The organism is Paenibacillus cellulosilyticus (assembly GCF_003182255.1).
Classification (GTDB): Bacteria; Bacillota; Bacilli; order Paenibacillales; family Paenibacillaceae; genus Paenibacillus_T; species Paenibacillus_T cellulosilyticus.
Map to the genome: position 1 here is coordinate 1 of NZ_QGTQ01000049.1, position 25,072 is coordinate 25,072.

General features: G+C 49.8%; 18 protein-coding genes, 13 tRNA genes and 2 rRNA genes. 30 read left to right on the forward strand and 3 right to left on the reverse strand.

The window, feature by feature from the left end:
* From DFQ01_RS29915 to DFQ01_RS29985, 15 genes are all read left to right on the forward strand, one after another.
* Positions 1 to 94: ribosomal RNA gene (locus DFQ01_RS29915) — 23S ribosomal RNA — on the forward strand; the annotation flags it as partial.
* 100 nt (positions 95 to 194) lie between these two features.
* Positions 195 to 270 (forward strand) — tRNA-Asn (locus DFQ01_RS29920).
* 5 nt (positions 271 to 275) lie between these two features.
* Positions 276 to 351 (forward strand) — tRNA-Thr (locus tag DFQ01_RS29925).
* A gap of 18 nt (positions 352 to 369) precedes the next feature.
* A tRNA-Glu gene (locus DFQ01_RS29930) sits at positions 370 to 444 on the forward strand.
* A gap of 4 nt (positions 445 to 448) precedes the next feature.
* Positions 449 to 524, forward strand: a tRNA-Val gene (locus DFQ01_RS29935).
* 9 nt (positions 525 to 533) lie between these two features.
* Positions 534 to 608: transfer RNA gene (locus tag DFQ01_RS29940), tRNA-Gln, on the forward strand.
* Between the two features lie 5 nt (positions 609 to 613).
* Positions 614 to 686 (forward strand) — tRNA-Lys (locus DFQ01_RS29945).
* 11 nt (positions 687 to 697) lie between these two features.
* Positions 698 to 780: transfer RNA gene (locus tag DFQ01_RS29950), tRNA-Leu, on the forward strand.
* 670 nt (positions 781 to 1,450) lie between these two features.
* Entirely contained in the window at positions 1,451 to 2,287 is an 837-nt protein-coding gene (locus DFQ01_RS29955; RefSeq protein WP_110047585.1) for an ABC transporter ATP-binding protein, read from the forward strand.
* Positions 2,288 to 2,498: 211 nt separating this feature from the next.
* Positions 2,499 to 2,573 (forward strand) — tRNA-Gly (locus DFQ01_RS29960).
* Positions 2,574 to 2,579: 6 nt separating this feature from the next.
* Positions 2,580 to 2,656, forward strand: a tRNA-Arg gene (locus DFQ01_RS29965).
* A gap of 6 nt (positions 2,657 to 2,662) precedes the next feature.
* A tRNA-Pro gene (locus tag DFQ01_RS29970) sits at positions 2,663 to 2,739 on the forward strand.
* Between the two features lie 10 nt (positions 2,740 to 2,749).
* Positions 2,750 to 2,823: transfer RNA gene (locus DFQ01_RS29975), tRNA-Gly, on the forward strand.
* A 68-nt stretch (positions 2,824 to 2,891) separates the two neighbouring features.
* Positions 2,892 to 2,966: transfer RNA gene (locus tag DFQ01_RS29980), tRNA-Gly, on the forward strand.
* A gap of 6 nt (positions 2,967 to 2,972) precedes the next feature.
* A tRNA-Arg gene (locus DFQ01_RS29985) sits at positions 2,973 to 3,049 on the forward strand.
* Positions 3,050 to 3,718: 669 nt separating this feature from the next.
* Here the strand turns inward: DFQ01_RS29985 and DFQ01_RS29990 are convergent.
* Entirely contained in the window at positions 3,719 to 4,852 is a 1,134-nt protein-coding gene (locus DFQ01_RS29990) for a glycoside hydrolase family 38 C-terminal domain-containing protein (RefSeq protein WP_110047586.1), read from the reverse strand.
* 58 nt (positions 4,853 to 4,910) lie between these two features.
* On the reverse strand, positions 4,911 to 5,786 hold the full coding sequence (locus DFQ01_RS29995; RefSeq protein ID WP_110047587.1) for an alpha-mannosidase: 876 nt from the start codon (positions 5,784 to 5,786) through the stop codon (positions 4,911 to 4,913).
* 124 nt (positions 5,787 to 5,910) lie between these two features.
* On the opposite strand from DFQ01_RS29995, the gene DFQ01_RS30000 reads away from it, so the two are divergent.
* On the forward strand, positions 5,911 to 6,234 hold the full coding sequence (locus DFQ01_RS30000) for a hypothetical protein (RefSeq protein WP_245946945.1): 324 nt from the start codon (positions 5,911 to 5,913) through the stop codon (positions 6,232 to 6,234).
* On the opposite strand, the gene DFQ01_RS31830 is transcribed toward DFQ01_RS30000, so the two are convergent.
* Positions 6,182 to 6,397 carry a glycoside hydrolase family 125 protein gene (locus DFQ01_RS31830; protein ID WP_425452453.1) on the reverse strand — a complete coding sequence of 72 codons (216 nt, stop codon included), beginning with the start codon at positions 6,395 to 6,397 and terminating at the stop codon, positions 6,182 to 6,184. The genes DFQ01_RS30000 and DFQ01_RS31830 overlap by 53 nt on opposite strands.
* A 141-nt stretch (positions 6,398 to 6,538) precedes the next feature.
* On the opposite strand from DFQ01_RS31830, the gene DFQ01_RS30010 reads away from it, so the two are divergent.
* The 14 genes from DFQ01_RS30010 to DFQ01_RS30075 all read left to right on the forward strand — a co-directional run.
* Positions 6,539 to 8,278: a beta-galactosidase gene (locus tag DFQ01_RS30010; protein ID WP_110047588.1), complete on the forward strand. Its 1,740-nt coding sequence runs from the start codon at positions 6,539 to 6,541 to the stop codon at positions 8,276 to 8,278.
* Between the two features lie 441 nt (positions 8,279 to 8,719).
* Positions 8,720 to 11,512, forward strand: a complete 2,793-nt coding sequence (gene ppc, locus DFQ01_RS30015; protein WP_110047589.1) for a phosphoenolpyruvate carboxylase — start codon at positions 8,720 to 8,722, stop codon at positions 11,510 to 11,512.
* 161 nt (positions 11,513 to 11,673) lie between these two features.
* Positions 11,674 to 12,585, forward strand: a complete 912-nt coding sequence (locus DFQ01_RS30020) for an EamA family transporter (RefSeq protein WP_110047590.1) — start codon at positions 11,674 to 11,676, stop codon at positions 12,583 to 12,585.
* 3 nt (positions 12,586 to 12,588) lie between these two features.
* Positions 12,589 to 13,155, forward strand: coding sequence for an RNA polymerase sigma factor SigW (gene sigW / locus DFQ01_RS30025; protein ID WP_110047591.1), 567 nt, complete (start codon positions 12,589 to 12,591; stop codon positions 13,153 to 13,155).
* Between the two features lie 120 nt (positions 13,156 to 13,275).
* Positions 13,276 to 13,899: a zf-HC2 domain-containing protein gene (locus DFQ01_RS30030; protein ID WP_110047592.1), complete on the forward strand. Its 624-nt coding sequence runs from the start codon at positions 13,276 to 13,278 to the stop codon at positions 13,897 to 13,899.
* Positions 13,900 to 14,158: 259 nt separating this feature from the next.
* The gene (gene cdaA / locus DFQ01_RS30035; RefSeq protein ID WP_110047593.1) at positions 14,159 to 14,995 is read left to right on the forward strand and encodes a diadenylate cyclase CdaA; all 837 of its coding nucleotides are present in this window, start codon (positions 14,159 to 14,161) and stop codon (positions 14,993 to 14,995) included.
* Positions 14,988 to 16,496 (forward strand): CdaR family protein, encoded by a 1,509-nt coding sequence (locus DFQ01_RS30040; RefSeq protein WP_110047594.1) that lies wholly within the window; start codon positions 14,988 to 14,990, stop codon positions 16,494 to 16,496. Before cdaA ends, DFQ01_RS30040 begins: the two co-directional genes overlap by 8 nt.
* Positions 16,497 to 16,541: 45 nt before the next feature.
* The gene (glmM, locus tag DFQ01_RS30045; RefSeq protein ID WP_110047595.1) at positions 16,542 to 17,882 is read left to right on the forward strand and encodes a phosphoglucosamine mutase; all 1,341 of its coding nucleotides are present in this window, start codon (positions 16,542 to 16,544) and stop codon (positions 17,880 to 17,882) included.
* Positions 17,883 to 19,282: 1,400 nt separating this feature from the next.
* Positions 19,283 to 21,115, forward strand: coding sequence for a glutamine--fructose-6-phosphate transaminase (isomerizing) (gene glmS / locus DFQ01_RS30050; protein ID WP_110047596.1), 1,833 nt, complete (start codon positions 19,283 to 19,285; stop codon positions 21,113 to 21,115).
* Between the two features lie 78 nt (positions 21,116 to 21,193).
* Entirely contained in the window at positions 21,194 to 21,430 is a 237-nt protein-coding gene (locus DFQ01_RS30055; protein WP_110047597.1) for a helix-turn-helix transcriptional regulator, read from the forward strand.
* Positions 21,431 to 21,666: 236 nt separating this feature from the next.
* A complete protein-coding gene (locus DFQ01_RS30060; protein ID WP_110047598.1) occupies positions 21,667 to 22,005 on the forward strand; it encodes an ArsR/SmtB family transcription factor in 339 nt (112 codons plus the stop codon).
* 81 nt (positions 22,006 to 22,086) lie between these two features.
* A complete protein-coding gene (locus DFQ01_RS30065; RefSeq protein ID WP_110047599.1) occupies positions 22,087 to 23,088 on the forward strand; it encodes an NADP-dependent oxidoreductase in 1,002 nt (333 codons plus the stop codon).
* A 229-nt stretch (positions 23,089 to 23,317) separates the two neighbouring features.
* Positions 23,318 to 24,670 (forward strand): FAD-dependent oxidoreductase, encoded by a 1,353-nt coding sequence (locus DFQ01_RS30070; protein ID WP_110047600.1) that lies wholly within the window; start codon positions 23,318 to 23,320, stop codon positions 24,668 to 24,670.
* 319 nt (positions 24,671 to 24,989) lie between these two features.
* A 16S ribosomal RNA gene (locus DFQ01_RS30075) occupies positions 24,990 to 25,072 on the forward strand; the annotation flags it as partial.

Sequence of the window (25,072 nt, forward strand, 5' to 3'; positions counted from 1 at the left end):
AGACCCCTGGAAGACGACCAGGTTGATAGGCTCGGGGTGGAAGCGCAGCAATGCGTGCAGCTGACGAGTACTAATAGGTCGAGGGCTTATCCTAAAAAGCATTACTTAGAGCTAAGGATTCAACATTCGCATCCAGTTTTGAAGGTGTAACTTTCAATAAGATCATTTATTGATCTTGGTTAACCTTGTTCTGTTCCCTGATAGCTCAGTTGGTAGAGCACTCGACTGTTAATCGAGTTGTCACAGGTTCGAGTCCTGTTCGGGGAGCCATTCTCGCTCTCATAGCTCAGTAGGTAGAGTGCATCCATGGTAAGGATGAGGTCACCGGTTCGATCCCGGTTGAGAGCTCCAGCAAATTTCTATACTTAAGGCCCGTTGGTCAAGGGGTTAAGACACCTCCCTTTCACGGAGGTAACAGGGGTTCGAATCCCCTACGGGTCACCATCATGGAGGCTTAGCTCAGCTGGGAGAGCATCTGCCTTACAAGCAGAGGGTCGGCGGTTCGATCCCGTCAGCCTCCACCATCTCATTATTGGGGATTAGCCAAGCGGTAAGGCAACGGACTTTGACTCCGTCATTCCAAGGTTCGATCCCTTGATCCCCAGCCATTTGAGAGCCATTAGCTCAGTTGGTAGAGCACCTGACTTTTAATCAGGGTGTCGTAGGTTCGAGTCCTACATGGCTCACTTTGTTTCATGCGCGTATGGCGGAATTGGCAGACGCACTGGATTTAGGTTCCAGCGGGCGACCGTGGGGGTTCAAGTCCCTCTACGCGCACCATACATAACGAGCTAGCTCTTGAGAATGTATATTCTCAAGAGCTTTTTTGTGTTTCTAATATGGGTTGAAGTTGCCCAGGGTTCGGTATATGTATGGGACGTAGTTGAATAATGATGGCTAAGCGGAATGTGCAGCGGCAGCGAAAGCTTAGCCTATTGTTTAAAGTGAACATTGCCTTGAATTAGACAGATGCCCTGTAGGTGTACCCTTTGAACCCGTGAGTGCTCCTAGACGTGTTTAGGCGGCCTCTGACTGTCTGAGAAGGCCAGAGGATTTATATGTTTGTGTCGGGGAGTGTAACTACACTAGAACAGCAAAGCTCTATCCGGACGTAGTAACGGTTAAAAAGAGCTAAATGCTATATGAAGATCTGCTGGCATACACATCTGTTCTATAGGTATGGATGGGCAGGAGAGGGAATAGGATCGATATTATGAGTAAAGATCGTAAAGCCAGGTATAGAAGGAGGAACATGCAGCGCCAAATATAAAGAAAGATGATGTTTAGATGAAGAAATGATTGACTAACATGATGATAACGATTATCATTGGTAATATAGTGATAATGGTTATCAATGCAGGAGTGAGCCTCTAAGCTGTCTGGTTCCGAATGCGTACTGATTGTCCGCATCAAGAACAGATGAGCGGCAGCATAAAGGAGTGAACGATCAATGGAACGACTGACTACATCGCAATTAAATATATCTTATGATGATCGCATGATCGTTAATAATTTAAATATTGCAATTCCCGAAGGTAAGATTACAGCACTGGTTGGTTCGAATGGTTCCGGTAAGTCGACCATTCTGAAGACGATGGCAAGAATCATGTCGCCTGCTGCAGGGCAAGTACTGCTTGACGGCAAGTCGATTCACAAACAATCGACGAAGGACGTTGCGAAGCAGCTCGCGATTTTGCCGCAGAATCCAACGGCTCCAGACGGCCTGACAGTTACGGAGCTTGTTTCCTATGGTCGTTTCCCTTATCAGAAGGGGTTCGGCTCGATGTCGAAGGAAGATCGCAATGTTGTACGCTGGGCAATTGAATCGACAGGTTTGACGGAGTTCGCAGAACGTCCAGTCGATCAACTGTCGGGTGGCCAGCGTCAGCGTGCATGGATCGCGATGGCTCTTGCACAAGAGACGGAGATTTTGTTCCTTGATGAGCCGACGACATTCCTTGATATGGCTCACCAGCTCGAGGTACTGCAGCTGCTGCAGAAGCTTAATGAAGAGAACAACCGTACCATTGTTATGGTTGTACATGATCTCAATCATGCATCCCGTTATGCACATCATATGATTGCGATTAATAAGGGTACAGTTATGGGCGAGGGATCGCCAACAGAAGTCATGACACCAGAAATTTTCCGCGATGTGTTTAATATTGAAGCGGATATTGTCTATGATCCACGTTCAGGCGTACCACTCTGCCTGCCGCATGCTCTGATTACGAAGTACTCTACAACCACTGCTGCTACTCATCAACGCGAAGCAGCCGTTGTTTAATTGACTTACATAAGCCGCTTCCGGATTTTCATCGATCATGGCAGCGGCTTTTTTAGTGAAGATAAAGGGCTGATAAACCGCATAAAATCAACGTTTTCAGCACCTCTATAAATTATTTTAAAGTTTTTCCGTAAAAGGTATTGCACTTGTTCGTTTTATCTGTTATATTATTTCTTGTCGCCGCTGATTAACGGCAACGAAGAAATGAAATGCGGAAGTGGCTCAGCGGTAGAGCATCGCCTTGCCAAGGCGAGGGTCGCGGGTTCGATTCCCGTCTTCCGCTCCATAATACGTGCCCTTAGCTCAGCTGGATAGAGCGTTTGACTACGAATCAAAAGGTCAGGAGTTCGAATCTCTTAGGGCACGCCATTATTACGGGATGTAGCTCAGCTTGGTAGAGCACCTGGTTTGGGACCAGGGGGTCGCATGTTCAAATCGTGTCATCCCGACCATCTTTCTTTTGCGGGTGTAGTTCAATGGTAGAACTTCAGCCTTCCAAGCTGATAGCGTGGGTTCGATTCCCATCACCCGCTCCATATCGGTTAAACCGATAAAACCTACCAAGGTTTATTTTTTTCTCAGGCTTAGCTTGAGGACATAGTGTGCGGAAGTGGCTCAGCGGTAGAGCATCGCCTTGCCAAGGCGAGGGTCGCGGGTTCGATTCCCGTCTTCCGCTCCATAATGTGTGCCCTTAGCTCAGCTGGATAGAGCGTTTGACTACGAATCAAAAGGTCGGGAGTTCGAATCTCTCAGGGCACGCCATCTTCATTTTAAATAGATGTAATCATAAAACCTTTACATAAAGGTTTTTTTTGTTTTTCTAAGAGCGATACGGTGAAGGTGTTGTTATTACGCAGCATACATAGCAACGGATACGGGAGACTTGATGCGCAAGCCGTTCAGGAATGGGTTTAAGCCCTGTTTCCGCTTCAATCAACAAAGGTACTGCAGTCATGTGTTAATTGTTGTATGCTGGCTTCTAGGGGCTGTGGCAGCGTATGTAGCGTCCCTGTGATGAGGGAAGATATCAACTCTTGTTAATACAGTAACCATACTTGTACGCTCATGATCCGATGTTCCTGGGTTGTTATAATGCGTCCGCCTCGTCATAAAACCTCAATTTCTTCTTATCCGCCATTTCGTTACCTTTCAATCAACGCATTATGGAGCCAATTCATTATTCATTATATCAATTGTTTTGTCTCCGTCGGTCGGATCCTCAGGATTGATTCACTGAAAGTGCTGGGCAGGATTGAATAAAGGATTCGCGATACTCTTCATATCCGGACACTTACTCTTATAATCTTCATCGATCTTTAAACAAACAGGCTGCTCCCGGTACAATACCGGGGGCAGCCTACTTTTTACGATCCCTTACATGGATTCCTCAACTGGCTTCGGGGAGTCCTACCAGTAAGAGCCTCATCGTGATTACATCTCAATAGCCAGTGTTACAATTTTTGCTGGTCCGACTGGAAGGGATACCGATTGTCCTGTCTCCAGTGATTCTAGCCGTTCCTCCAGAATGTTGCTCACGTAGCACTGTTTCGAACCGTTTGACAACAAGACCGAAAGCGTCCCTGACTCTGCGGATAGATTCACCCAGCGGAGCATGACATCGTCTGTGCCTGCTGCCAGCTTCACGCTGGTGAGCGCGAGCGTATCGCCACACCATTGCACCCAACTGTGGCAGGCTGGGAGCGAGCCGGATTGGCCCAGTGCAGGCTGCGATGTGAACCATGGCGTTCCGAACTCAGAGGCATCGACATATGACTTCGATTCTACAGGGCCGCCTGCATGCGGGAATACCGCAAGCTCAGCGATTTGAAGACCGAGGCACTGCGCTTCCGGTGTCGGGAAGTCGCCCCAGTCTCCAAGCTCAGAGGAGGAGCGAAGAAGCGTAACGGCAATGGTATTGCGTCCGTCGCGCAGCACCTCGTATTCGTGCAGCCCTTTATTTGCTACGGTCAGGCCAAGCTGTTCATCTGTTACGCTGGCGAACGTCTGCTGATGCTGGCAGTTGCTCGGATTCGTCCATTCCTCTGCTGGCGTGGTGTTCCGACGGGCTACTTCGAAGATGGAATCTGCAAAGTGATCCTCCGCGACAAGGTCGGTCGGGAACAGCATGCGGATCCGGTGATCCGTCGACTCATTCGTTATTTCACTGCGGATAGCGATCCCGCGGCCATGTGCATCCAGCGATAGACGCGTGACGATGCGGATTGTGACAGTTTCGTCCGTACGTTTGGACTTGCGCTCTGGGATATAGATCAGACGGCGTTTCTCGTCTTCAAACATATCTTCAGCGCCACGTGGAATTGCCCATTCATGAACAATCTCAAATGCCGCGCGGAAAGGCGTATCTTCAATTAACTGGATATTAGCAGCAATTCCTGCGGTCGTCAGCGGCTTCTCATCGTCCGGTTGGCGGAAGACATATTCGTTGCCGATATCACCGCAATTCTCGTAAATGCCCAGTCCAACGTAGGTCCGGTCATTAACAAGATCATTCAGATCGAACGAACCGTCCTCATGAATGAAGATAGACAGCTTGTCGTTCGCCATGCTGTGAAGCCCAGTGATGAGCGAGCTTGCTGCGACAGCGGATTTTGCAGCCAGGTTATCATCCGTGCCTTATCCACGCGTAGGTGCGATAACCAAGTGCCGGCACGTCGACCGCCTCGAAGGTGATGCGAATGCGACGAGCCATATACGGCTGACGGAAGCGGTCCGTCGGCAGATCGTAGCCGAAATGTACGCCGAGGTCGACGATGCTCATGGGCACCGATTGTCCCTGCTCATCCAACAGTACGCTTCCAGCCACTTGCAACGGCAGTTGCTCCAGCTCGGCGATAATGTCCGGAATAGATGGGTTGACGCCAAAATAGATACGCGCCACATCTAGTTCTCGTGTTATGACGCCGCTGCGGTTCCAGCCGCTTGTATTAAAGACGGACACAGCAGCGCTGCAGCTGTCCCATGCAGAGACCGAAGCGGTGTCGATAGACGCTGAGATCGCAGTGAGACTGTCGTCTACGACCGAGAGGGCGACCTCTTTACTCTTGGCGAAGCGGGTGACCATCTCACGGTGCACTTCATCGACGCTGCAGCCGCAGATGCTATCATGCGGATGGTTCTGCATGAGTGTTTTCCATGCATACGTCAGCAAATGATGCGGATACGGCTGGCTCGCTCCGAGCTTGGCGAAGACTGCGAGTGGCTCTGCGCCGCGCTCCAGCTGTGCTTGTGCCTCCTGATTCTGCTGCTTCAGATAGACGCGCGAGGAAGCGGTATTCACGAGCGTCCCCCAGCCGTCCGTGCGCTGGCTGCGCAGCTCGCCCTGAATCGTTACCAGATCGTCAGGAAGCGACTGGCGGAGGGCTTCCAAATAGTCTTCGAAGGTGCCATGAACGAAGTCGACATCCGGGAACAGCTTGCCCGCAGTTTCGATTGCGGTGGATAGATCGGTCTGGATCGGCTGATGATCGCATCCATTCATGAAATTTTCTCTGTCAAATATTTATTGATCTCATCTTGCACCTGCGGCAGATCACGCTGCGGGCTGCCAACCCGTCAACAAAGAACTGGCATCCCAATGGGTATGGCGCTTCAATAAGCAGTATGTGGACAAGTACAACATCGATGTGACTCAGATTCGAACGTTGGAAGGTTTGGAGCCTTACCTGAAGACGATCAAGGATAACGAGCCGTCTGACATTACGCCGCTGGCGGTGCCGAAGGGCTTCAAGCCGTATTTGCCGTTCGACTACCTGCTTGGAGACGAGTTCCCGATCGGTATCAAGCTGGATGACAAAGAAGGTAAAGTTGTCAACATTCTTGAATCCGATGAACTGAAAAGCTCGCTGCAAACGATTGCGGAATTGTTGAAGTTTTTTAGCCCCTGCAGCGTATGGATACGTGCAAGCGGCGCGAACATGTCACCGTAGTCGGGGCTCGGCGGCGCCCGACCTGGTGCCTCCCCCTCTGTGCATCCCTCAGGCGCAGAATGGCGCGGATGCTCTTATCGAAGCTGCCGTGGAAAACATGATCCCGGCCTGTTTCCTTCCAGTACAGATAACTGAGTTGGATCGGATAGCAGAGAGAATCCAGTTCATATTTGCGCTCCCATACCCACGGGTTCGTCTCAGCAAAATCCTCATCCCAGCGTTTTCACGTAGAGAAATCTGACTACCGATTTACACGCATCAATTGCCCGGCGCAGGATACGCTGCGCATTTGGCAGGTAGTCGAATGCCCAATATCATAGTTCTCGCCAGAGGTCGTAATGACTTGCATCCTCTTGGAATAATCGCCCCAGTCAATCATCGTAATCGCCACCGGGAGAGTAAGCATGTTCACTGGGATCTCATCAACGAGCCGTCCGTCTTCGATCCGAAGCGAATTTTCGAAGGGCCGCGCAGCGCGCAGGACCCGCATGAGCTTGCCGCATTCCGCAGCTGGGTGAAGGAGAGGCACCGTGATATCGCACTGCTGCAAGCCCGATGGAACATGACGCCGGAGCAGTTGTCATCGTTCGAAGCCATTACATTGCCAGAGGCGGAGGAAATTAATTTCGACGTTCAGGATATGCGCAATGGTAAGAAAGGGACACGCTGGCTGGATTACTCGTTGTTCGGCATGGATATGTTTAATGCTTGGGCAAGGGAGATGAATGCGACGCTGCGTTCATTGCAGCCGAAGCAGATGATTACTGTCGGACAGGATGAGGCGCTTAGTGCGCAACGGCCGTCCACGCATTTCTATGAATCAGTCGCCGACTATACGACGAACCACTCGTGGTGGCTGAACGACCAGCTCGTCTGGGACGGTCTGTTCTCCAAAACTTCAGCGAAGTCTAACCTCATCCAAGAGACGGGCATCATGTATGTGGAGACGCCGGATGGACGCGCGAAGCGCTCTGAGGAAGAACTGCGCGATCTGCTGGAGCGCAAGTACGCTTATGCATTCGCAACCGGCGGAGCGGGAGCGGTGCAGTGGATATGGAATACAAACTATTACATGGACAATGTGAATGAGTCCAATATCGGGGCGCTGCGCGCAGATGGTACGGAGAAGCCAGAAGCGGATGTCTGCTACGATTTCGGTCGGTTCATAGAACAGGTGTCTGATCTGTTCGTCGGGTGTCAGGTGGAAGATATTGCTGTCGTCTACCCGTACAGCAATGATCTGTCCAACCGCCGAGTGGCGGCGGAGGCGACCAGCCGGCTTACCCGCGTTCTGGCGTATGACATGAAGGTGCACTTCCGCGCCTTAGGCGAATACGATCTGAAGGAACTTCGAACGCATCCTGCCAAGCTTATTGTCGTTCCCAGCCCGCACAACTTCGGAGACGAAGCTTTCAGCGAGCTGATACAGATTGTCGAGGAGACTGGCGCGACACTGCTGTATACCGGGCCTCTCAATTTAGATGCCTACTGGCAGCCTGCGGCGAGATTGTCCCGGCATACAGGCGAGGTGAAGCTGTCGAACGTGCTGCGCGAGGAGGCGTTCGTTTGCGGTGACGATATCGTACCGGTATCCTTCGGTCAGCGCAAAATCGCAGAGCTGTGCAAGGAAGCGCCTTGCGGAATTAATGGCGAAGCGGTCATGCCGAAGGTTCTAGAATGGTCGCAGGGCAAAGGCAGGGTCGTCTGGTGCGGCTTGCCTGTTGAACTTAGCGACCGAACAGACGCCATCGGGATTTTGTACGGGCATGTATTGAAGACATGCGGTTTGAAGCAGGAGCTGGAATGGCTTGCAGGTGGCGATAACAGTGGCTTATACGGCCGTAAGCTGCGGTTTGAGGACGGAGCCCTGTACATTTTCGTCTCGGAATATGGTTATCCGGCGAATGTTGCAGTTCGCGATCCGGAGCATGGCGGCACTTACTGCTTCCAGCTTGAGCCGGGCCGTATTGCGATGTTTGCAGTTGATGCAGACGGAGCGCTGCGAGCCGTGTATCGAAAGCAACAGGTGGAATTCAAAGCGTAAAAGATACTGATTATATAAACGAACGCGTAGGACGAGTTTGATGCATCCTACGCGTTTTTTTGTTTTCATGGTTGTCCTGCTTGTAAAGCTTCATTAAATAATGACAACCGTTGTTGCGTGATCCGCTAATCCGATAGGGCATACTTTTTTATGTCTTCCCTATACTGAGGTACTTGGAAGTTAATATCAATGTGATCAATTTATAGCTGACGGTAGAGGCTGTTTCGTGAGTGTTCCTGATACTGGTAATGTGACAGAATCATGACGCAACACTTCAATACGTCACCGTTTTGTAGTATGATGAAAAAAGTGTAACGAAGCGAGCACCGCTTATCGGGCAGGATCGCAAGAAAAAGGAACGCTTACAGATAAGAGAGCACCGCAGCGTAAAGCAGACCGTCAGGAACGGTAGCGTGCGGCGCGATCTGAAGGAGGAACAGTATGTCTGAGCAGACTGCAACGAGCGTCTCAGCGAGCAAAGCGAATAACGCGAATCAATTGCTGCGCCGTGACGTCCGTTTTCTAGGCAACATTTTGGGAGAAGTACTCGTTCACCAAGGCGGCAAGGAGCTGCTTGAGGTAGTCGAGAAAATTCGCGAGATGAGTAAATCACTTCGTGCGGAGTATGATTCGGAGCTGTATAGCGAGTTTAAAGCTGCTATTACATCCTTGAGCCCGGACAACCGCCATCAAGTGATTCGTGCGTTCGCACTGTACTTCCAACTCGTCAACATTGCTGAGCAGAACCACCGTATTCGCCGTAAACGTGATTATGAGCGTTCCGCTGGTGAGAGCGTACAGCCAGGCTCGATCGAGGATGCTGTACAAGTACTGAAGGATCGTAATATCGCGATTGAAGATGTGAAGGAAATGCTGGGTGGCATTTCGCTCGAGCTTGTCATGACCGCGCATCCAACGGAAGCGACGCGTCGTGCGGTTCTTGATATTCATAAACGCATCGCGCTTGATGTGATGGAGCTGGACAACCCTACGCTGACGCATCGTGAACGCGAGAAGCTTCGTGAGAAGCTGCTGAACGAAGTATTCACGCTGTGGCAAACAGACGAGCTGCGCGGCCGTAAGCCGACGGTAATCGACGAGGTGCGTAACGGCCTGTTCTTTTTCGAAGAAACACTGTTCGAGGCGCTTCCGAACGTATACGAAGAGCTGGAACGCTGCCTGAAGAAATACTATCCAGAAGAAGATTGGCATGTACCGACGTACTTGCGTTTCGGCTCATGGATTGGCGGCGACCGTGACGGTAACCCTTCCGTTAAAGCTGCTATTACGTGGGAGACGTTGACGCTTCATCGTGCATTAGCACTGGACAAGTACACGGAAGCAATGAAAGAGCTAATGGACTTGCTGAGCTTTAGCACGAACATCGTTGAAATCACGACGGAGCTGGAAGATTCCATTCGTTCCGACCGCGAGACGATTGAACTGAACTGCGTCGGCATTTGGCGCAACGATAATGAGCCTTACCGGATTAAGGTTGGCTACATCTTGCAGAAGCTTGCCAACACACGTGAAGGTGCTGAGCACCGTTACAACGGTCCAGATGAGCTGATTGAAGATCTCAAAATCATCGACCGCAGCCTGCGTCATCACTTCGCAGACTATGCGGCAGATACACATATTCGTAAGTTGATTCGTCAAGTTGAGCTGTTCGGCTTCTACATGTCGGCACTCGACGTTCGCCAGCACAGTCAAGAGCATGAGAATGCAATGACAGAAGTGCTGCGCAAAATGCACATCGTAGACAACTACGCGGCATTGTCGGAAGACGAGAAGGTTGAGCTGCTTGAGAAGCTGCTGAACGATCCACGTCCTCTGACGAGCGGTCATCTGGACTACTCGGAATCGACGCGTGAATGCCTCGATGTGTATGAGACGATCTACCGTGCGCAGAAGACGTTCGGGCAGAAGTGCATTACAAGCTATCTGATCAGTATGACAGAAGCTGCGAGTGACATGCTCGAGGTTATGGTGTTCGCGAAGGAAGTCGGCTTGTTCCGCAAGGAAGCAGACGGTTCGGTTCGCTGCACGCTGCAGTCGGTTCCGCTGTTCGAGACAATCGACGACCTCCATGCTGCACCTGGCATCATGAAGAAGCTGTTCTCGCTGCCTGTTTACCGCGATGCGGTTAAAGCAATGGGCGAGACGCATGAAATCATGCTGGGCTACTCGGACAGCAACAAGGACGGCGGCGTTGTAACAGCTAACTGGGAGCTGCGCGTAGCGCTTAACGACATTACAGCAGCTGCTAAGGAGTTCGGCGTGAAGCTGAAGTTCTTCCATGGACGCGGCGGCGCACTCGGACGTGGCGGTATGCCTCTTAACCGTAGTATTCTTGCACAGCCTCCACATACGATTGGCGGCGGCATCAAGATTACGGAGCAAGGCGAAGTATTGTCCTCCCGTTACGGCATGCCTGATATCGCATACCGCAGCTTGGAGCAAGCGACGTGGGCACTCATTACGGCAGCTCGTCTGGCGAAATATCCGGAGCAAATGCCGAAGCAGAACGATGAGTGGAACGAAATCGCTCGCTCTATCTCGGAGACGGCACTTAACAAATATCAAGATCTGATCTTCCGCGATCCAGATTTCATGACGTTCTTCAAGGAGTCTACACCGCTTGCTGAGGTTGGCGAGTTGAATATTGGTTCCCGTCCATCGAAGCGTAAGAACAGCGACCGATTCGAAGATCTGCGTGCAATTCCGTGGGTATTCGCATGGACGCAAAGCCGTTACCTGCTCCCAGCATGGTACGCATCAGGCTATGCGCTTGAGCACTATGTGCAAGGCGACAGCGGACGGATGCAAAATCTGCGCGACATGTACGCCAGCTTCCCGTTCTTCCGCTCGCTCATCGACAATCTGCAGATGGCGCTGGCGAAAGCGGACCTGCTTATTGCGCGTGAGTATGCAGGCATGATCAAAGACTCGACGATTCGCGACCGTATCTTCGGTCAAGTGGAAGAAGAGTATGCGCGGACATTGCGTCTGCTTCTTGAAATTACGGGTCAGTCGGAAATTCTCGACAATGTACCGGTTATTCAAGAGTCGATTCGTCTTCGCAACCCATACGTTGATCCGCTCAGCTACCTGCAAGTGCAGCTGCTGACGGAGCTGCGCTCGATTCCGGATGACAGCGGCGACGCTGTTCTGCTCCGTGAAGTGCTGCTTACGATCAACGGCATTGCAGCGGGTCTTCGCAATACGGGCTGATTGGCTGAAACATATAAGTGATCGATTCGGTGATGATGCACTGAGTCGAAGTGTGAAAGGCTGGGCTTAGCGGCAATGGACCGCTCGGCTCAGCCTTTTGTGCCTAAATATAAGAAGTATAAGTTTCACCTTGCATGAACGAAGAGGAGATTATTATCTACATGAAACTATCAGGCTATGGCCTTGCCGTACTGCTCGTACTGCTGGGTGCATCAAGCTATGGAATATTGTCGCCGCTCGTGAAGCTGAGCTACGGCGCTTCTTATACGTTTCAACAGATTACAGTGCACCAGGTTGGGCTGGGGACGTTCCTACTATGGGTAATGGTGCTGGTCAAGAAAGCTTGGACGAATCCATTCCGAGGACCTTGGGTGAAGCTGGTATCAACCGGTATGTTCGGAATGGCGATGACGACGATATTTTACAACCAAGCACTAGAGAGAATTGATGCTTCGCTTGCAATCGTCTTGCTTTTTCAGTTTACGTGGATTACGATTTTGATAGACAGCATCTGGAATCGGAAATGGCCGAGCCGTTGGAACTGGATTGCGATCCTTATTGTATTCGCGGGTACGGTACTCGCTGTTGGGCTATTGGAGTCAGGCGTCAAACAACTAGACCCGCTTGGAACGGTATACGGGCTCTTATCCGCTGTTACTTATAGCTTGTTCTTATGGCTTACGGGCAGGGTCAAGTTCAATGGCAGTCCGATTATGCAGTCTGCAGTCGTCACGACTGCTGCCTTCTTGCTCATTGTGCTGTTGTATGGCTGGCACGCAGGTGCCGGTGGGCGTGAGTGGCAGATGGCGGGGATCGGGCTTGTGCTCGGTACGCTGGGGCAGGTCATTCCAACGGTATTATTTTCGATCGGTATCCCGCGGATTGGAAGCAGTCTTGCATCTATGCTTGGATCGGTGGAGCTTCCTGTAGCAGCAACCTTCGCATGGTTAATTGCAGGAGAGAGCTTGAACGGATGGCGGATTGCAGGGATTGTGCTCATATTATGCGGGATCGTAGTGGCTGAACGGCGCTCCGGGAATCGATTAGAGGAGACGTCACGTCTGGAGGAATAATAGTTGCTATCTGTGGAAGCAAGGCTCGTCAAGCGGGCGCTTAAAGGCGATCAGCAGGCGTTCGCTGACATTGTAGACCTATATCAGGACAAGCTTTATCATATGGCATATCGGATGCTGTACAATCGGCAGGAGGCGGAGGACGTCGTACAGGACACGTTTCTGCGCGTCTATCGAAACCTGGACCGTTACGATGACTCGATGAAGTTCTCAACATGGATTTATCGCATCGCGACAAATCTATGTATCGATCGTCTACGGCGCAGGCGGCCGACGTATTCACTCGATGCGGAGTCAACCGACCATGAAGGCCTGGACGGTTATTCTGTTCTCCCCAGCGATGACCGAACACCGGAGTCCGAGATTGTGCTGTCGGAGACGCAGCGCATTATTCGGCAGGCGATTGAGAACCTTCCGGCTAAATATAAGACGGTCATGGTTCTTCGTTATCTGCAGGACATGTCGCTGCAGGAGATTAGTGACGTGATGGATATGCCGGTGACAACGATCAAGACCAGGGTACATAGAGGCAGGGAGTTTCTACGTAAACGGCTGGAGCACAAATTATAGCATGTTAATAATTGGGGCCGTTTTTATTAAAGGAAGTGAAACGCGGCGGTCACTCGCTGCGTATGTGTATAGTATCATCTATCTGATGTTCAAGCATGAAAGCGGAAAGGAATGGCTGCTATGAATTGCAACGTCGCCATCGTGTGGATGCACGATTATTTGGACGGCGATCTGCCGCCACAAGATATACGTGAGCTGAAATCGCATTTGTTGGCATGTCCGGACTGCCGCGCCAGATTCGATGAACTGGAACGAACGGAGTCACTGCTAACGACGTCTTTACGCTCACCTAGTCCGATTACAGTGGAGCAATCGGCGGCGCTTAATGAACGGATCAAGTCGGTTCTGCCGAAACAGCGCAAACATTCAGCATGGCTGCGGTGGGTACGCAACCATCCGGCGGTATCTGTTGCTGCTGTGTTCTTTTTTGTCATGCTTTCAAGTTTCCTTACGATGTGGCATCAAGATGGCCAGCTAGTCGTCAAGGGCGAGGACTTGCAGCATGTGATCATTGAGGGGAATAAGGTCATCGTACCTGCGGGAACAAAGGTGAACGGAAACCTGACGATCGAGAATGGAACAGCCGATGTACAGGGCGATGTGGAAGGCAATGTGACGGTCATTGATGGCAACCTGCAGCTTGCCTCGACGGCGCATATTGCTGGCTCCAGCCGAACCATTGATCGGGCGCTGGACTGGTTTTGGTACAAGGTAACGGAAACAGTAACCGATATGACGCATTGAGTTATGCATTGTAAAGTGTCCTCCGAGAAGTTGGGGACACTTTTTTTGTTTCAAGAGCAGGATTTGCATTTACGTTTCTAGAAAATAATAAGGTTGGGAATGACGCCTGCTGTTTACATAATACATAGGCGTGCTTATTTGAAATTACCGGACACTAGGCCGATGATAAAAATAAATGCCTAAAAATGGCTATTCGAGCCGACCCATTGTGTCAACAGGGTACTTGACTGGGTAATTGTCGTTTGGGGGCCTGCATACGATGAATTATTTTAATGATTTGAGTTGGTCTAACGGCATTAAAGATGTCATAGACATTGCAATCGTCAGCTATATCATATACAAGCTCATCCTGCTCGTACGCGGTACACGTGCTGTTCAGCTGTTAAAAGGTATTCTCGTATTGGTCGCAACTTGGGCGCTCAGTACGTGGCTTAATCTCGGCACGTTGAAGTGGCTGATGAATCAGATGTTCACGTTTGGTGTCGTGAGTGTGCTTATTATTTTCCAGCCGGAGCTGCGGCGCGCGCTGGAGCAGTTGGGTCGCGGTAAACTGTTCGGACGTTCGAATGTTTTGGAGCGGGATCAGATTAATGAGCGGATATCGGAAATTATTAAAGCCGTTAATTTTATGGCGAAGCGCAATATCGGTGCATTGATCGTATTCGAACGGGAATCGGGACTGAATGAATATATTGAGTCGGGTATTGGAATGGAATCACGGATCAGCTCGGAGCTGATTGTTAATATTTTCACACCTAATACGCCTCTCCATGATGGTGCGGTTATTGTGCGCGGCAATCAGATTATGGCTGCAGCCTGTTACTTGCCGCTGTCGGAGAACCCATTCATTAGTAAAGAGCTTGGAACGCGCCATAGGGCGGCGATCGGCATCAGCGAAGTGTGTGATGCGGTGTCCATCGTCGTCTCAGAGGAAACGGGACAAGTATCTCTGTGTCTTAATGGTATGATCGTGCGTGATATAAAGGAGGAATCGCTCATCTCGAAGCTGTTCGAGGAGCTGATGCCATCGAGCGCACAAGCGGAGAAGGCGAAAACCTCGTTCTGGCGGCGGAAGGGGGATAAGCAGAATGGATAAATATTTAGCCCACCCAACCGCGCTCAAAATATTGTCAGTCGTCGTCGCGTTGCTGTTGTGGGCGGTTGTTCATTTTGATCCGGAATCGAATTCGAACTCGACCACAACAACCGCTGTAACGCATGTTATCGATACCGTTAAAATTAAGACAATCGGCCTGGACGAGAAGACGAAGGCGCTGCGCTCGATCGATCCTGGAACTGTAAAACTCGTCGTCAGCGGCTCAAGAACACGAATTGCGGCAGCTGAGCCTGACGACTATGTCGTCTCTGCGAATCTATCACAAGCACCGGACGGTCAAAGTGAAGTGCAATTGTCGGTGGAGCTGCCGAAGGGTGTAGAGCTTGTCCAAATGACGCCGAATCGCGCGTCCGTTACGATCGTGCCGATGCAGACGAAAGAGTTCGAGGTGCAGGTGCTTACCGAAGGAGAGCCGGCTAATGGCTATAAGGTCGGAGAACCGATCATTAAGCCGAACAATCGTGTACACGTCACGCTGCCGGAAGACGAATTGGCGGATGTTGGCGCTGTGTCGGTCAATGTGAATGTCAAAGATGAAGAAGAAACGGTCAGCGAGAAGAAGGCGCGTGTGATCGTTTACGATAATGATGGCAACGAGATGGAGGATGCTGTCGTAAGTCCTAGTGTCGTTGAGGTGGAAGTGCCGATTACGAAGCCATATAAAACACTTCCGCTGCAACTCGGCTTCTCAGGTACGCTGCCTGATGGATTAAGTATTGCGAAGGTAACGCCATCTGTACAGCAGGTGACCGTTTACGGTCCACAGGATGTGCTGGACAAGCTTGATTATTATGATGGTGCAACAGTTGATCTATCTAAGGTGACAGAGTCGGGCTCTTTCACGTATGCTATTGCACCGATTGAAGGCGTCGCCAGCATCGATCCGTCCAAAGTAACAGTAACAATCGATGTGGAGCCGACGAGCGAACGAGTCATTGAGAAGGTGCCGATTACGCTCAACAGTCTTGCCGAGGGTATGACGGCTGCTATACAAGAGCCAGCTAACAGCACGATCGATATCGTCGTTACAGGTGCATCATCGCTATTGACGGCGCTGCAGCAGTCCGACGTTCAAGCCGTTGCGAAGCTCGAGTCGCTTGGCGTAGGTCAGCACGAGGTAGTGCTTGATGTTCATCTTCCAAGCTATCTGCATGTATATGCTCAATATAAAGTAATCATCGACATTTCAGATAGTAAGGCGGCGAGCACGAAGCCTGAGGTTCCAGCAGATACGACTGATCAACAGACGGATGCTGCTGGAGCTGATGGAGGGAAACAAACCGATGCAGCTGGAACGGATACGTCGTCGCCTACTCCCGAAGCGGGAGACGACGGGGCGGGTGATGACACCGGCACCAGCAGCAGCAGCGATGCTGGCATACCTGCCGACGATTCATCGAGTACAGGCACAGATGCCGGCTCGGTAAGAGTCTGGTCGAATTTTAGGCAGCAGGCAGACGCGGCGGTAGACGCTGACTGAGAAAGTCAACTAACATTATGAGACACTGAAGGGGATCAGGCAGACATGGGTAAATATTTTGGAACAGACGGCGTACGTGGAGTTGCGAATCAGGAGCTTACGCCAGAGCTTGCTTATAAAATTGGACGCTGCGGCGGTTATGTATTAACGGGGCAGGCAGAAAAGCCAACGATCGTTATCGGCCTCGACACACGTATTTCGGGTCCGATGCTGGAGGCTGCGCTTGTTGCAGGCCTTCTGTCGATCGGCGCAAGTGTTATTCGCCTTGGTGTCGTGTCGACACCAGCAGTTGCTTATTTGACGCGTGAGCTGAAAGCAGACGCAGGCGTTATGATCTCGGCATCGCATAACCCGGTAGCGGATAACGGCATTAAGTTCTTCGGTGGAGACGGCTATAAGCTGTCGGATGACACGGAGCTTGAGATCGAGCGCCTAATGGATGCAGAGGTAGATGAACTGCCTCGTCCAGTAGGTGGCGATATCGGCACGGTGACGACGGACGAAACGGCAAAATTCCGTTACCTTGAGTACCTGAAGACGACGATCAACAACTCGTTCGCAGGTGTAAAAGTTGTACTCGACTGCGCGCATGGCGCTGCATATGAGCTGGCTCCACGCGTATTCCGCGAGCTTGGCGCAGATGTGATTACGGTTGGCGCTGAGCCGAACGGCCGCAACATCAATGAAGGCGTTGGCTCGACGCATCCTGAATACCTGACGGAACAAGTATTGAAACATGGCGCACAGCTCGGCCTGTCGTTTGACGGCGACGCAGACCGTCTCATTGCGATCGATGAGAAGGGGGAAGAAGTCGACGGCGATTACATTTTGTGCATTTGCGGCGATGCTATGCGTCGTGCCGGCAAATTGAACAACGACACGATCGTGACGACCGTTATGGCAAACATCGGGTTCTTCAAAGCGACGGAGAAGCTCAGCTTGAATACGGCACAAACAGCGGTTGGCGACCGTTACGTAATGGAAGAAATGCGCCGCGGCGGCTTCAACCTGGGTGGCGAGCAATCGGGCCACGTTATTTTCCTCGACTACAACACGACGGGTGACGGCATTCTGACGGCTATGCAGCTCGTGAGCACGCTCGTTGCATCGGGCAAATCGCTGAGCGAGCTGAAGGGCCTCATGCGCAAATATCCGCAAGTGCTCGTTAACGTTCGTGTGGCAGATAAATCGCAATATAAGGACAATGCAGCCATTGCTGAAGCAGTTAGCGCAGTTGAAGCTGAGCTCGGCGACAACGGCCGCGTACTCGTCCGCCCATCGGGCACCGAGTCCCTCATCCGTGTTATGGCCGAAGGCCCAGACAAGGAGCAAGTTGAAGCGTACGTGAACCGCATCGTTGATGTGGTGAAGACGGAACTGGGCTAAAGAGTAGATCGCGAGTCGTACGCCGAGAGCAAATGCTTCGTGTGCGGAGAAAAGGATCGGTACGCAAAACATCCACTACGATCAAACGCGGTACTGCGCCTCCAGTTGTATGAGTGTTCCTTTGAACTAATAAGTAGGTTGGAACACTCATACAAAAGTCGGACGTAAACTCAAGGGTGGAACGCGAACCGTACACTCCGATCAAACGCGGCACCGCGCCTCCCGTTGTATGAGTGTTCCTTTGAACTAATAAGTAGGTTGGAACACTCATACAAAAGTCGGACGTAAACTCGCTGTACCGCTGTTTGCTCTCCGTGCATTCCTGCGTTCAGTGGGGAAGTAGTAATAGTCGTCGGCTCCCATACCTGAGCCGACGGATAGACAAGGGATGAATGGCCATGACGGTCATTCATCCCTTGTTGTATTTTGAAATATGTCGGCTTTCCTAGAGGGGGCCGACATATATTGTTTATGGGAGGTGTTAACCGCATTAATGATGTGGGTAATACAGAGTAAGAAGTTGAGAATGGTCTTAGAAGACTGAAAACACGTCCCGCAGGGACGGAACGGTGAACGCACCAACGTAGAGCGTGTCCCCTAAGGGACGAAAGCGACTCTTAGCAGAATCGGATGCGCAAGACGTCGAATAGGTTGCGGATGAAGAGGACGTACCTAGGTCACGATGGACACAGAGCGTGTCCCGCAAGGGACGACAAGCGAGCACACGAGCCCAACGTAACAAAATCAGTCCTGCGGGTGTCCAGAGGGCGCAGCCCTTGGGGCTCTCCCTGGCGAGGGAGGGTTTGGGTGGGTCGCCAACTGAGGGTTTGAGTGGGTCGCCAACTGAGGTTTGGGTGGGTCGCATTGAAGTACGAAATTATTTGTTGCAGAAATAGTCGAAACTGAATATGATAGACAGTATGATTCCAGAAATGAAAGCGAGGATAGATGTTTTCATAAAGCCATATAAGCGCCAGAGCTTGCGACTGGAGAGCTGCTGCAGTAATTTCCCGCGGTGGGAAGGGCGGCTATGCAAGCTGACGAGGTGGAGGCGTTCGAACCTTTCGGCGGGGACCTCCCGGTAGAGCATTCATACCGTAAGCCAACATGCAAAACGACGCGGGCAACCGGTCGGCCAACCATGTGGCGGGAATGAGCGAGTGAGACTCGCATTTTGTAAGACTAGCCTAGCATTCTCATTAACGAGTGATGGAGCATTCGGTCTGATGTAGAAGCGGGTTACTAGAGTAATGTTAATGGCAAGCCAAGAAGCCCTAGGGTCCACGATTCGCTTTCGCAGCGGCGCGGGCAGAGGGAAACATCACTGCGTACGTGTACTGCGCATTGTCGAATCCGTGAGATTGCTAGCGCAAATCGAACTTAACGGAGGGCAACATATAATGTGTGGTATTGTGGGATATATCGGTAAACGTGATTCGCAGGAGATTTTGATCGAAGGCTTGAAGAAGCTGGAGTACCGTGGATATGACTCCGCCGGCATCGCTGTATTTACAAGCAACGGCCTGGAAATTCGTAAGTCGAAAGGTCGTCTGGCAGTGCTGGAAGGACAGCTGAAGGATGAGCCGCTTGCAGGCTCTGTCGGCATCGGTCATACGCGTTGGGCAACTCATGGCAAGCCTTCGGATGTGAATTCGCATCCCCATACGGACAACTCGGCGAAGTTTTCGGTCGTTCATAACGGCATTGTCGAAAACTACTTGGACTTGAAAGATGAACTGATTGCGAATGGTCATAGCTTCGTATCGGAGACGGATACGGAAGTTATCGCGCACTTGGTCGCAGATGAGTATAAAGGCAACATCGTTGAAGCGGTTCAACGTGCAGTGAAACGGATGCGCGGTGCGTTCGCATTGGGCGTTCTGACAGAATATGAGCCAGAGAAGCTGGTTGCGGTTCGTTTTGCGAGCCCGCTCGTCATTGGTGTCGGTGAAGGCGAGAACTTTATCGGTTCCGACATTCCGGCGATCTTGGAGCATACGCGGAATGTGTATATTTTGAATGACGGTGAAATGGCTGTTCTGACGCGTGAAGGTGTCGAACTAATGACGACCGAGGGCGAATTTATTTCCAAGGAAATATATCATGTCGATTGGGACCTCGTTACGGCGGAGAAAGCCGGATTCGATCACTTCATGCTGAAAGAAATCCACGAGCAGCCAAAAGCATACCGTGACACGATGCGCGGACGCGTGTCGGATGATGGCCAGTCGGTAACGCTGGGCGAAATCGGTATGTCGGCTGAGCAGATCAAAGGCATCCGCAAAGTGCAAATCGTTGCTTGCGGTACCGCATACCATGCAGGTCTTGTTGGCAAAACGATCATTGAGCGTCTGGCGCGCATTCCAGTTGAGACGGATGTTGCTTCGGAATATCGCTACCGTTCGCCAATCATCACACCTGATACGCTTGTTATCGTCGTCAGCCAATCCGGTGAGACGGCAGATACGCTTGCAGCTCTGCGTGAAGCTCAGCGTAATGGCGCACGTGTACTGGCAATCACGAACGTTGTCGGCAGCTCGGTAGCGCGTGAAGCGGACCATGTCCTCATCACGTGGGCAGGTCCAGAGATCGCCGTAGCTTCGACAAAAGCGTATACGTCCCAGTTGATCGCGTTCTACCTGTTCGGTATTTACCTGGCTCAAACGCTGGGTACGGTAGAGCAAGCTGCTGTAACGGAACTGCTCGCGGCAATGAACGAGCTGCCAGAGCAAGTCGAGTCCGTACTGGAGCAATCCGCTGTACTGAAGCAAGTGGCAGAATCGATTGCGAAGCATAAGAACCTGTTCTTCATCGGCCGCGGTGTCGACTATGCAGTCGCACAAGAAGGCTCGCTGAAGCTCAAAGAAATCTCGTACATCCACTCCGAAGCTTATGCAGCAGGCGAGTTGAAGCACGGTACGCTGGCGCTGATCGAAGACGGCATTCCAGTTATCGCGCTCGTAACGCAAGAGGAGCTGTACGAGAAAACGCTGAGCAACATTAAAGAAGTCAAAGCGCGTGGCGCGCATGTTCTCGGTATAGCGAATGCAGGCAGCGAAGTAGAAGTGAGCAAATCGGTCGATGAATTGTTCGCGATTCCGAAGACGCTGCCGCTGTTGTCGCCAGCAATCTCGGTTATTCCGCTGCAGTTGATCTCGTACTACGCATCGCTTGCAGTAGGTAACGACGTCGATAAACCACGTAACCTTGCGAAGAGCGTTACGGTTGAGTAATTAAGTACTAAATATGAGTGGCCCCGAATTTTAATTAAATTGGGGCCACTTTTTATTAGGCGTAGGGAATAATGGACTATGCATTCTATAGGAGAGAGGATAAAGCATATAAGGAAGACACATGATCTTAATCAGGTTGCATTTTCTCAGATGATTGGAATTTCACAAGGGACTATAAGTGAGCTGGAGAAGAATAAGTTTAATCCGTCAGTTGAAACAATGCTGCAACTTCGTTTATACCACGTATATGGCGTTTTAAAGACTAAGGGGGCCCTAATGTTAGTTAAATCCTCCCGAGAGGCAAGAGGCGTTTAAAGCCGTTAATGCAATGCTCCTCTACTTTTAAGCAGGATCATGATCATGATCATTCCTTTATTTGCATGATGGTTGAAGAAAATAAAGTTTTAGACTGACGCTGCTTTATTAAGATTACCGGCAGCAGTTACAATTTAAAAAAAATTGAAACTCTCGGCCTTTAGCTTGATTTTGTTATGACAATAGCTATAATTACGTTTAAGGGATTAAACGAATGAACTAAAGAGGTGGAAAGAATGAGCCAACAAACCGAGCATACTCTAAAACAATTTAAAGATTGTATCCCATTATTGGAAGTGCTGACGGATGAAAACCGCCAAGCCATTATTATGTTGTTGGCGCAGAACAAATTGGGACTTAATGTTAATACAATATCAGGCCATATGAATTTGTCTAGACCGGCTGTATCCCATCATTTAAAGGTACTGAAACAGTCTGGTTACATTAAAGCCGAAAAAAAGGGCGTAGAGAACTATTATGTATTAACTGTCCGTAAACCGCTTGAACAACTCAAATCATTAATTACTTCTGTTGAATACGCATGCAATTGGTCGAATGATGATCCTAAGACCTGAAAGGAATACTGGAGGAAGAAATTTATTATGCACATTTGGTTCATTCGTTTAAACGAATAATCGTATAGGGAGTGATTTGAAATGAAGGCTATGATCATTGAGAAATACGGGGAGAAGGTTCCATTAGTGATGTCCGAACAACCATTGCCTAATATCGGAGAACATGATGTTCTAGTAGAAATTCATGCAGCCAGCTTAAATCCTATTGATTTTAAGATTAAGGAAGGGAAAATGAAATTCCTGTTGAATTACAGGTTCCCTCTCATATTAGGGAATGATTTCTCCGGTGTTGTAATCAAGGTTGGTGATCGGGTGAAAACTTTTAAACCCGGAGATGAAGTTTATGGAAGACCCCGCAAAAACCGAATCGGAACATTAGCCGAATTTATTGCTGTTCATGAGGAAGACATTTGGCAGAAGCCGAACAATCTAACCTTTGAAGAGGCAGCATCGATACCGCTGATTGGACTTACGACTTACCAAGCTTTTGTTGATATATTAAACCTTCAAAAAGGCCAAAAAATTTTGATTCACGCTGGTTCGGGAGGCGTAGGAACCTTTGCCATCCAACTAGCCAAGTTGTTGGGTGCTTTTGTTGCCACCACAGCAAGCGAAAAAGGCTACGATTTGGTCAAATCATTGGGGGCAGATCTAATTATTAATTATAAAACAGAGAATTTTGAAGAAATGCTTACCGGATACCACGCTGTTTTTGATACTTTAGGGGGAGAAGCCTTGGAAAAATCATTCCGCATACTGAAAACAGGCGGACAAATCGTATCCATCTCCGGCATGCCTAACGGCAGATTTGGAAAAGACGCGAAATTGGGTTGGATGAAAACTACAATTTTGTCTATCGCAAGCCGTAAGATCAAGGCGCTGGAGAAGAAGAGCAAAACGAGGTATCACTTCCTTTTCATGAAACCGAGCGGTGAACAATTGAAGGTTTTAAAGGAATTTATTGAAGAAGGCTTCATAAATCCAATTATTGACAAGGTGTATCATTTGAAAGATGCCGATCAAGCATTTAATTACTTGGAAAGCGGAAGGGCCAAAGGAAAGGTGGTCATTAGAATAAAGTAATATCAGAATTCGGTAGTAATAGCTCTAACCCCATTCTTTTGAGGAGCGTTTATTGTTCCTTCGCTGGCGCATCGAGCGTACTAAACGGGTACCCATAGACTGGACGCTTTGAAAAAGGGCGTTCAAGCTGTGGGTATTTTTTTGTATACGGGGCAATAAGAATTCGGAGTTAGGTTGGGGAAATATGAGATAATGGGGTAGGTTATTTTGTGAAAAGAGAGGGAAAGAGATGGCTGAGCGAGGATTAGGAGCACATGCAATCGTTATAGGTTCCGGCATAGCCGGACTTTGCGCTGCTCAAGTATTATGTCGCTACTTTGATAACGTAACCTTGCTGGAGAGAGGCGCGGAACCTCACGATAAACAGCCTCGAAAGGAAGTTCCGCAAGGCTACCATCTCCATGCTTTGCTCAAGGGAGGGGAACAAGCCTTGGAACAGCTCTTCCCCGGTATCGTCGAAGCTATGGTGCAGGACGGTTCTACTCGTATTAATGGTTCGCAAGATCTTAAATGGCTTCATCACGGAGTGTGGAAAAAGAGATTTGAAGGCGATATATTTGTCCATCTCCAAAGCCGCCCCTTTCTAGAGAAACATATTCGACTCCAAGTGGAGAAAAATCATAACCTACACATTCAATACAACATGATGGCGCTGAAACCCATATTCGACAAGAAACAGAACATGATTCTTGGTGTACAGGCGAGAGAAGCAGCCTCGTCCCAGATGACGGATCTCTACGCTGACTTGATCATTGATGCAAGCGGGTATGGCTCGCAATTCCATCAGTGGTTTCAAATGAACAATTATCAGGACCCCGAAGAGAAGGTTAAAATTGATCTTTGTTATGTAAGTCAAACCTTTCAACTAAGTGCTGCGCAAAGGGATTGGGAGACGCTCTTGGTGTATCCTTCTGCGCCGATCGAGAAGATCGGGGGATCCGTCTGCCGTATTGAGGGGAATCGCCATATCTTCACGATGTTTGGCTACGACAGTGAGCTGGCTCATTCCGAGATTAAAGAAACACAAAACTTCATCGCGTTAACAAAGAAGCTGCCGAATACGATGATTAGTGATGAGCTAGAGGGTGCTAAGCCGCTTTCGGAAGTCAAAATACATAAGGTTCCTTATATCGTAAGGCACCATTATGAGAAGGTAAGAAATTTCCCGCAGCGATTTTTATTCATAGGTGATGCATTCTGTCGATTCGATCCAGTTTTCGGACAGGGCATGTCAGTAGCAGCTATGGAGGCTTTAGCATTAGATGATTGTCTTCAGCGAGAATGGAAAGAAACAAAGGACATTTCACCCCGATTGACCAAGCGATTCTATAGGTCCATATCTAAGGTGATCGGCCCTGTGTGGAAGATGATTATTATTGAGGACTTCCGTTATCATCATGTGGCGGGAAAGAAGCCGCTTGGTCTTTCTATTCTTCAATGGTATACCGGACGGGTATTTCATCGTTCTTCTCAGAATGTAGATGTTTATAATGCCTTTATTCATGTCATGAACTTATTGCGCCCCGTATCCACGTTGTTTTCACCATCACTTCTATACAAGGTGCTGCGCAAAAGCAGGTAACTTCACGCAAGAGTTCGCGGATGAAGATTGCAAATGGGCTGCTCCCCTTGGGAAGCGGCTTTTTCGCGTTTTCTCTTTTGCATGTGCCGATAACAATCCGCCGATAAACGCGATTTTCTGAGCATATTCGATTTTGTTTTAAAGTTTTTTGCTTAAAGTGTTGACGAATCAAAAAGAACTATGGTATATTCTAATTCCGGCCGAGAGAAACACGCCGGTAACGAGAAATACAAACGAAATAACTTGTTCCTTGAAAACTGAACAATGAGCGATATGTTTTAAAGTAAGTCAGCTTTTAATGAGCTAAACAAGCACTTCTTTTATGGAGAGTTTGATCCTGGCTCAGGACGAACGCTGGCGGCGTGCCTAATACATGCAAGTCGAGCGGAGTGGTTTGAAAGC

Coding starts and splice junctions, on each gene's coding strand:
- DFQ01_RS29955 (WP_110047585.1), top strand. CDS start 1,451: ATGGAACGACTGACTACATCGCAATTAAATATATCTTATGATGATCGC.
- DFQ01_RS29990 (WP_110047586.1), bottom strand. CDS start 4,852: ATGGCGAACGACAAGCTGTCTATCTTCATTCATGAGGACGGTTCGTTC.
- DFQ01_RS29995 (WP_110047587.1), bottom strand. CDS start 5,786: ATGAATGGATGCGATCATCAGCCGATCCAGACCGATCTATCCACCGCA.
- DFQ01_RS30010 (WP_110047588.1), top strand. CDS start 6,539: ATGCCCAATATCATAGTTCTCGCCAGAGGTCGTAATGACTTGCATCCT.
- ppc (WP_110047589.1), top strand. CDS start 8,720: ATGTCTGAGCAGACTGCAACGAGCGTCTCAGCGAGCAAAGCGAATAAC.
- DFQ01_RS30020 (WP_110047590.1), top strand. CDS start 11,674: ATGAAACTATCAGGCTATGGCCTTGCCGTACTGCTCGTACTGCTGGGT.
- DFQ01_RS30030 (WP_110047592.1), top strand. CDS start 13,276: ATGAATTGCAACGTCGCCATCGTGTGGATGCACGATTATTTGGACGGC.
- cdaA (WP_110047593.1), top strand. CDS start 14,159: ATGAATTATTTTAATGATTTGAGTTGGTCTAACGGCATTAAAGATGTC.
- DFQ01_RS30040 (WP_110047594.1), top strand. CDS start 14,988: ATGGATAAATATTTAGCCCACCCAACCGCGCTCAAAATATTGTCAGTC.
- glmM (WP_110047595.1), top strand. CDS start 16,542: ATGGGTAAATATTTTGGAACAGACGGCGTACGTGGAGTTGCGAATCAG.
- glmS (WP_110047596.1), top strand. CDS start 19,283: ATGTGTGGTATTGTGGGATATATCGGTAAACGTGATTCGCAGGAGATT.
- DFQ01_RS30055 (WP_110047597.1), top strand. CDS start 21,194: ATGCATTCTATAGGAGAGAGGATAAAGCATATAAGGAAGACACATGAT.
- DFQ01_RS30060 (WP_110047598.1), top strand. CDS start 21,667: ATGAGCCAACAAACCGAGCATACTCTAAAACAATTTAAAGATTGTATC.
- DFQ01_RS30065 (WP_110047599.1), top strand. CDS start 22,087: ATGAAGGCTATGATCATTGAGAAATACGGGGAGAAGGTTCCATTAGTG.
- DFQ01_RS30070 (WP_110047600.1), top strand. CDS start 23,318: ATGGCTGAGCGAGGATTAGGAGCACATGCAATCGTTATAGGTTCCGGC.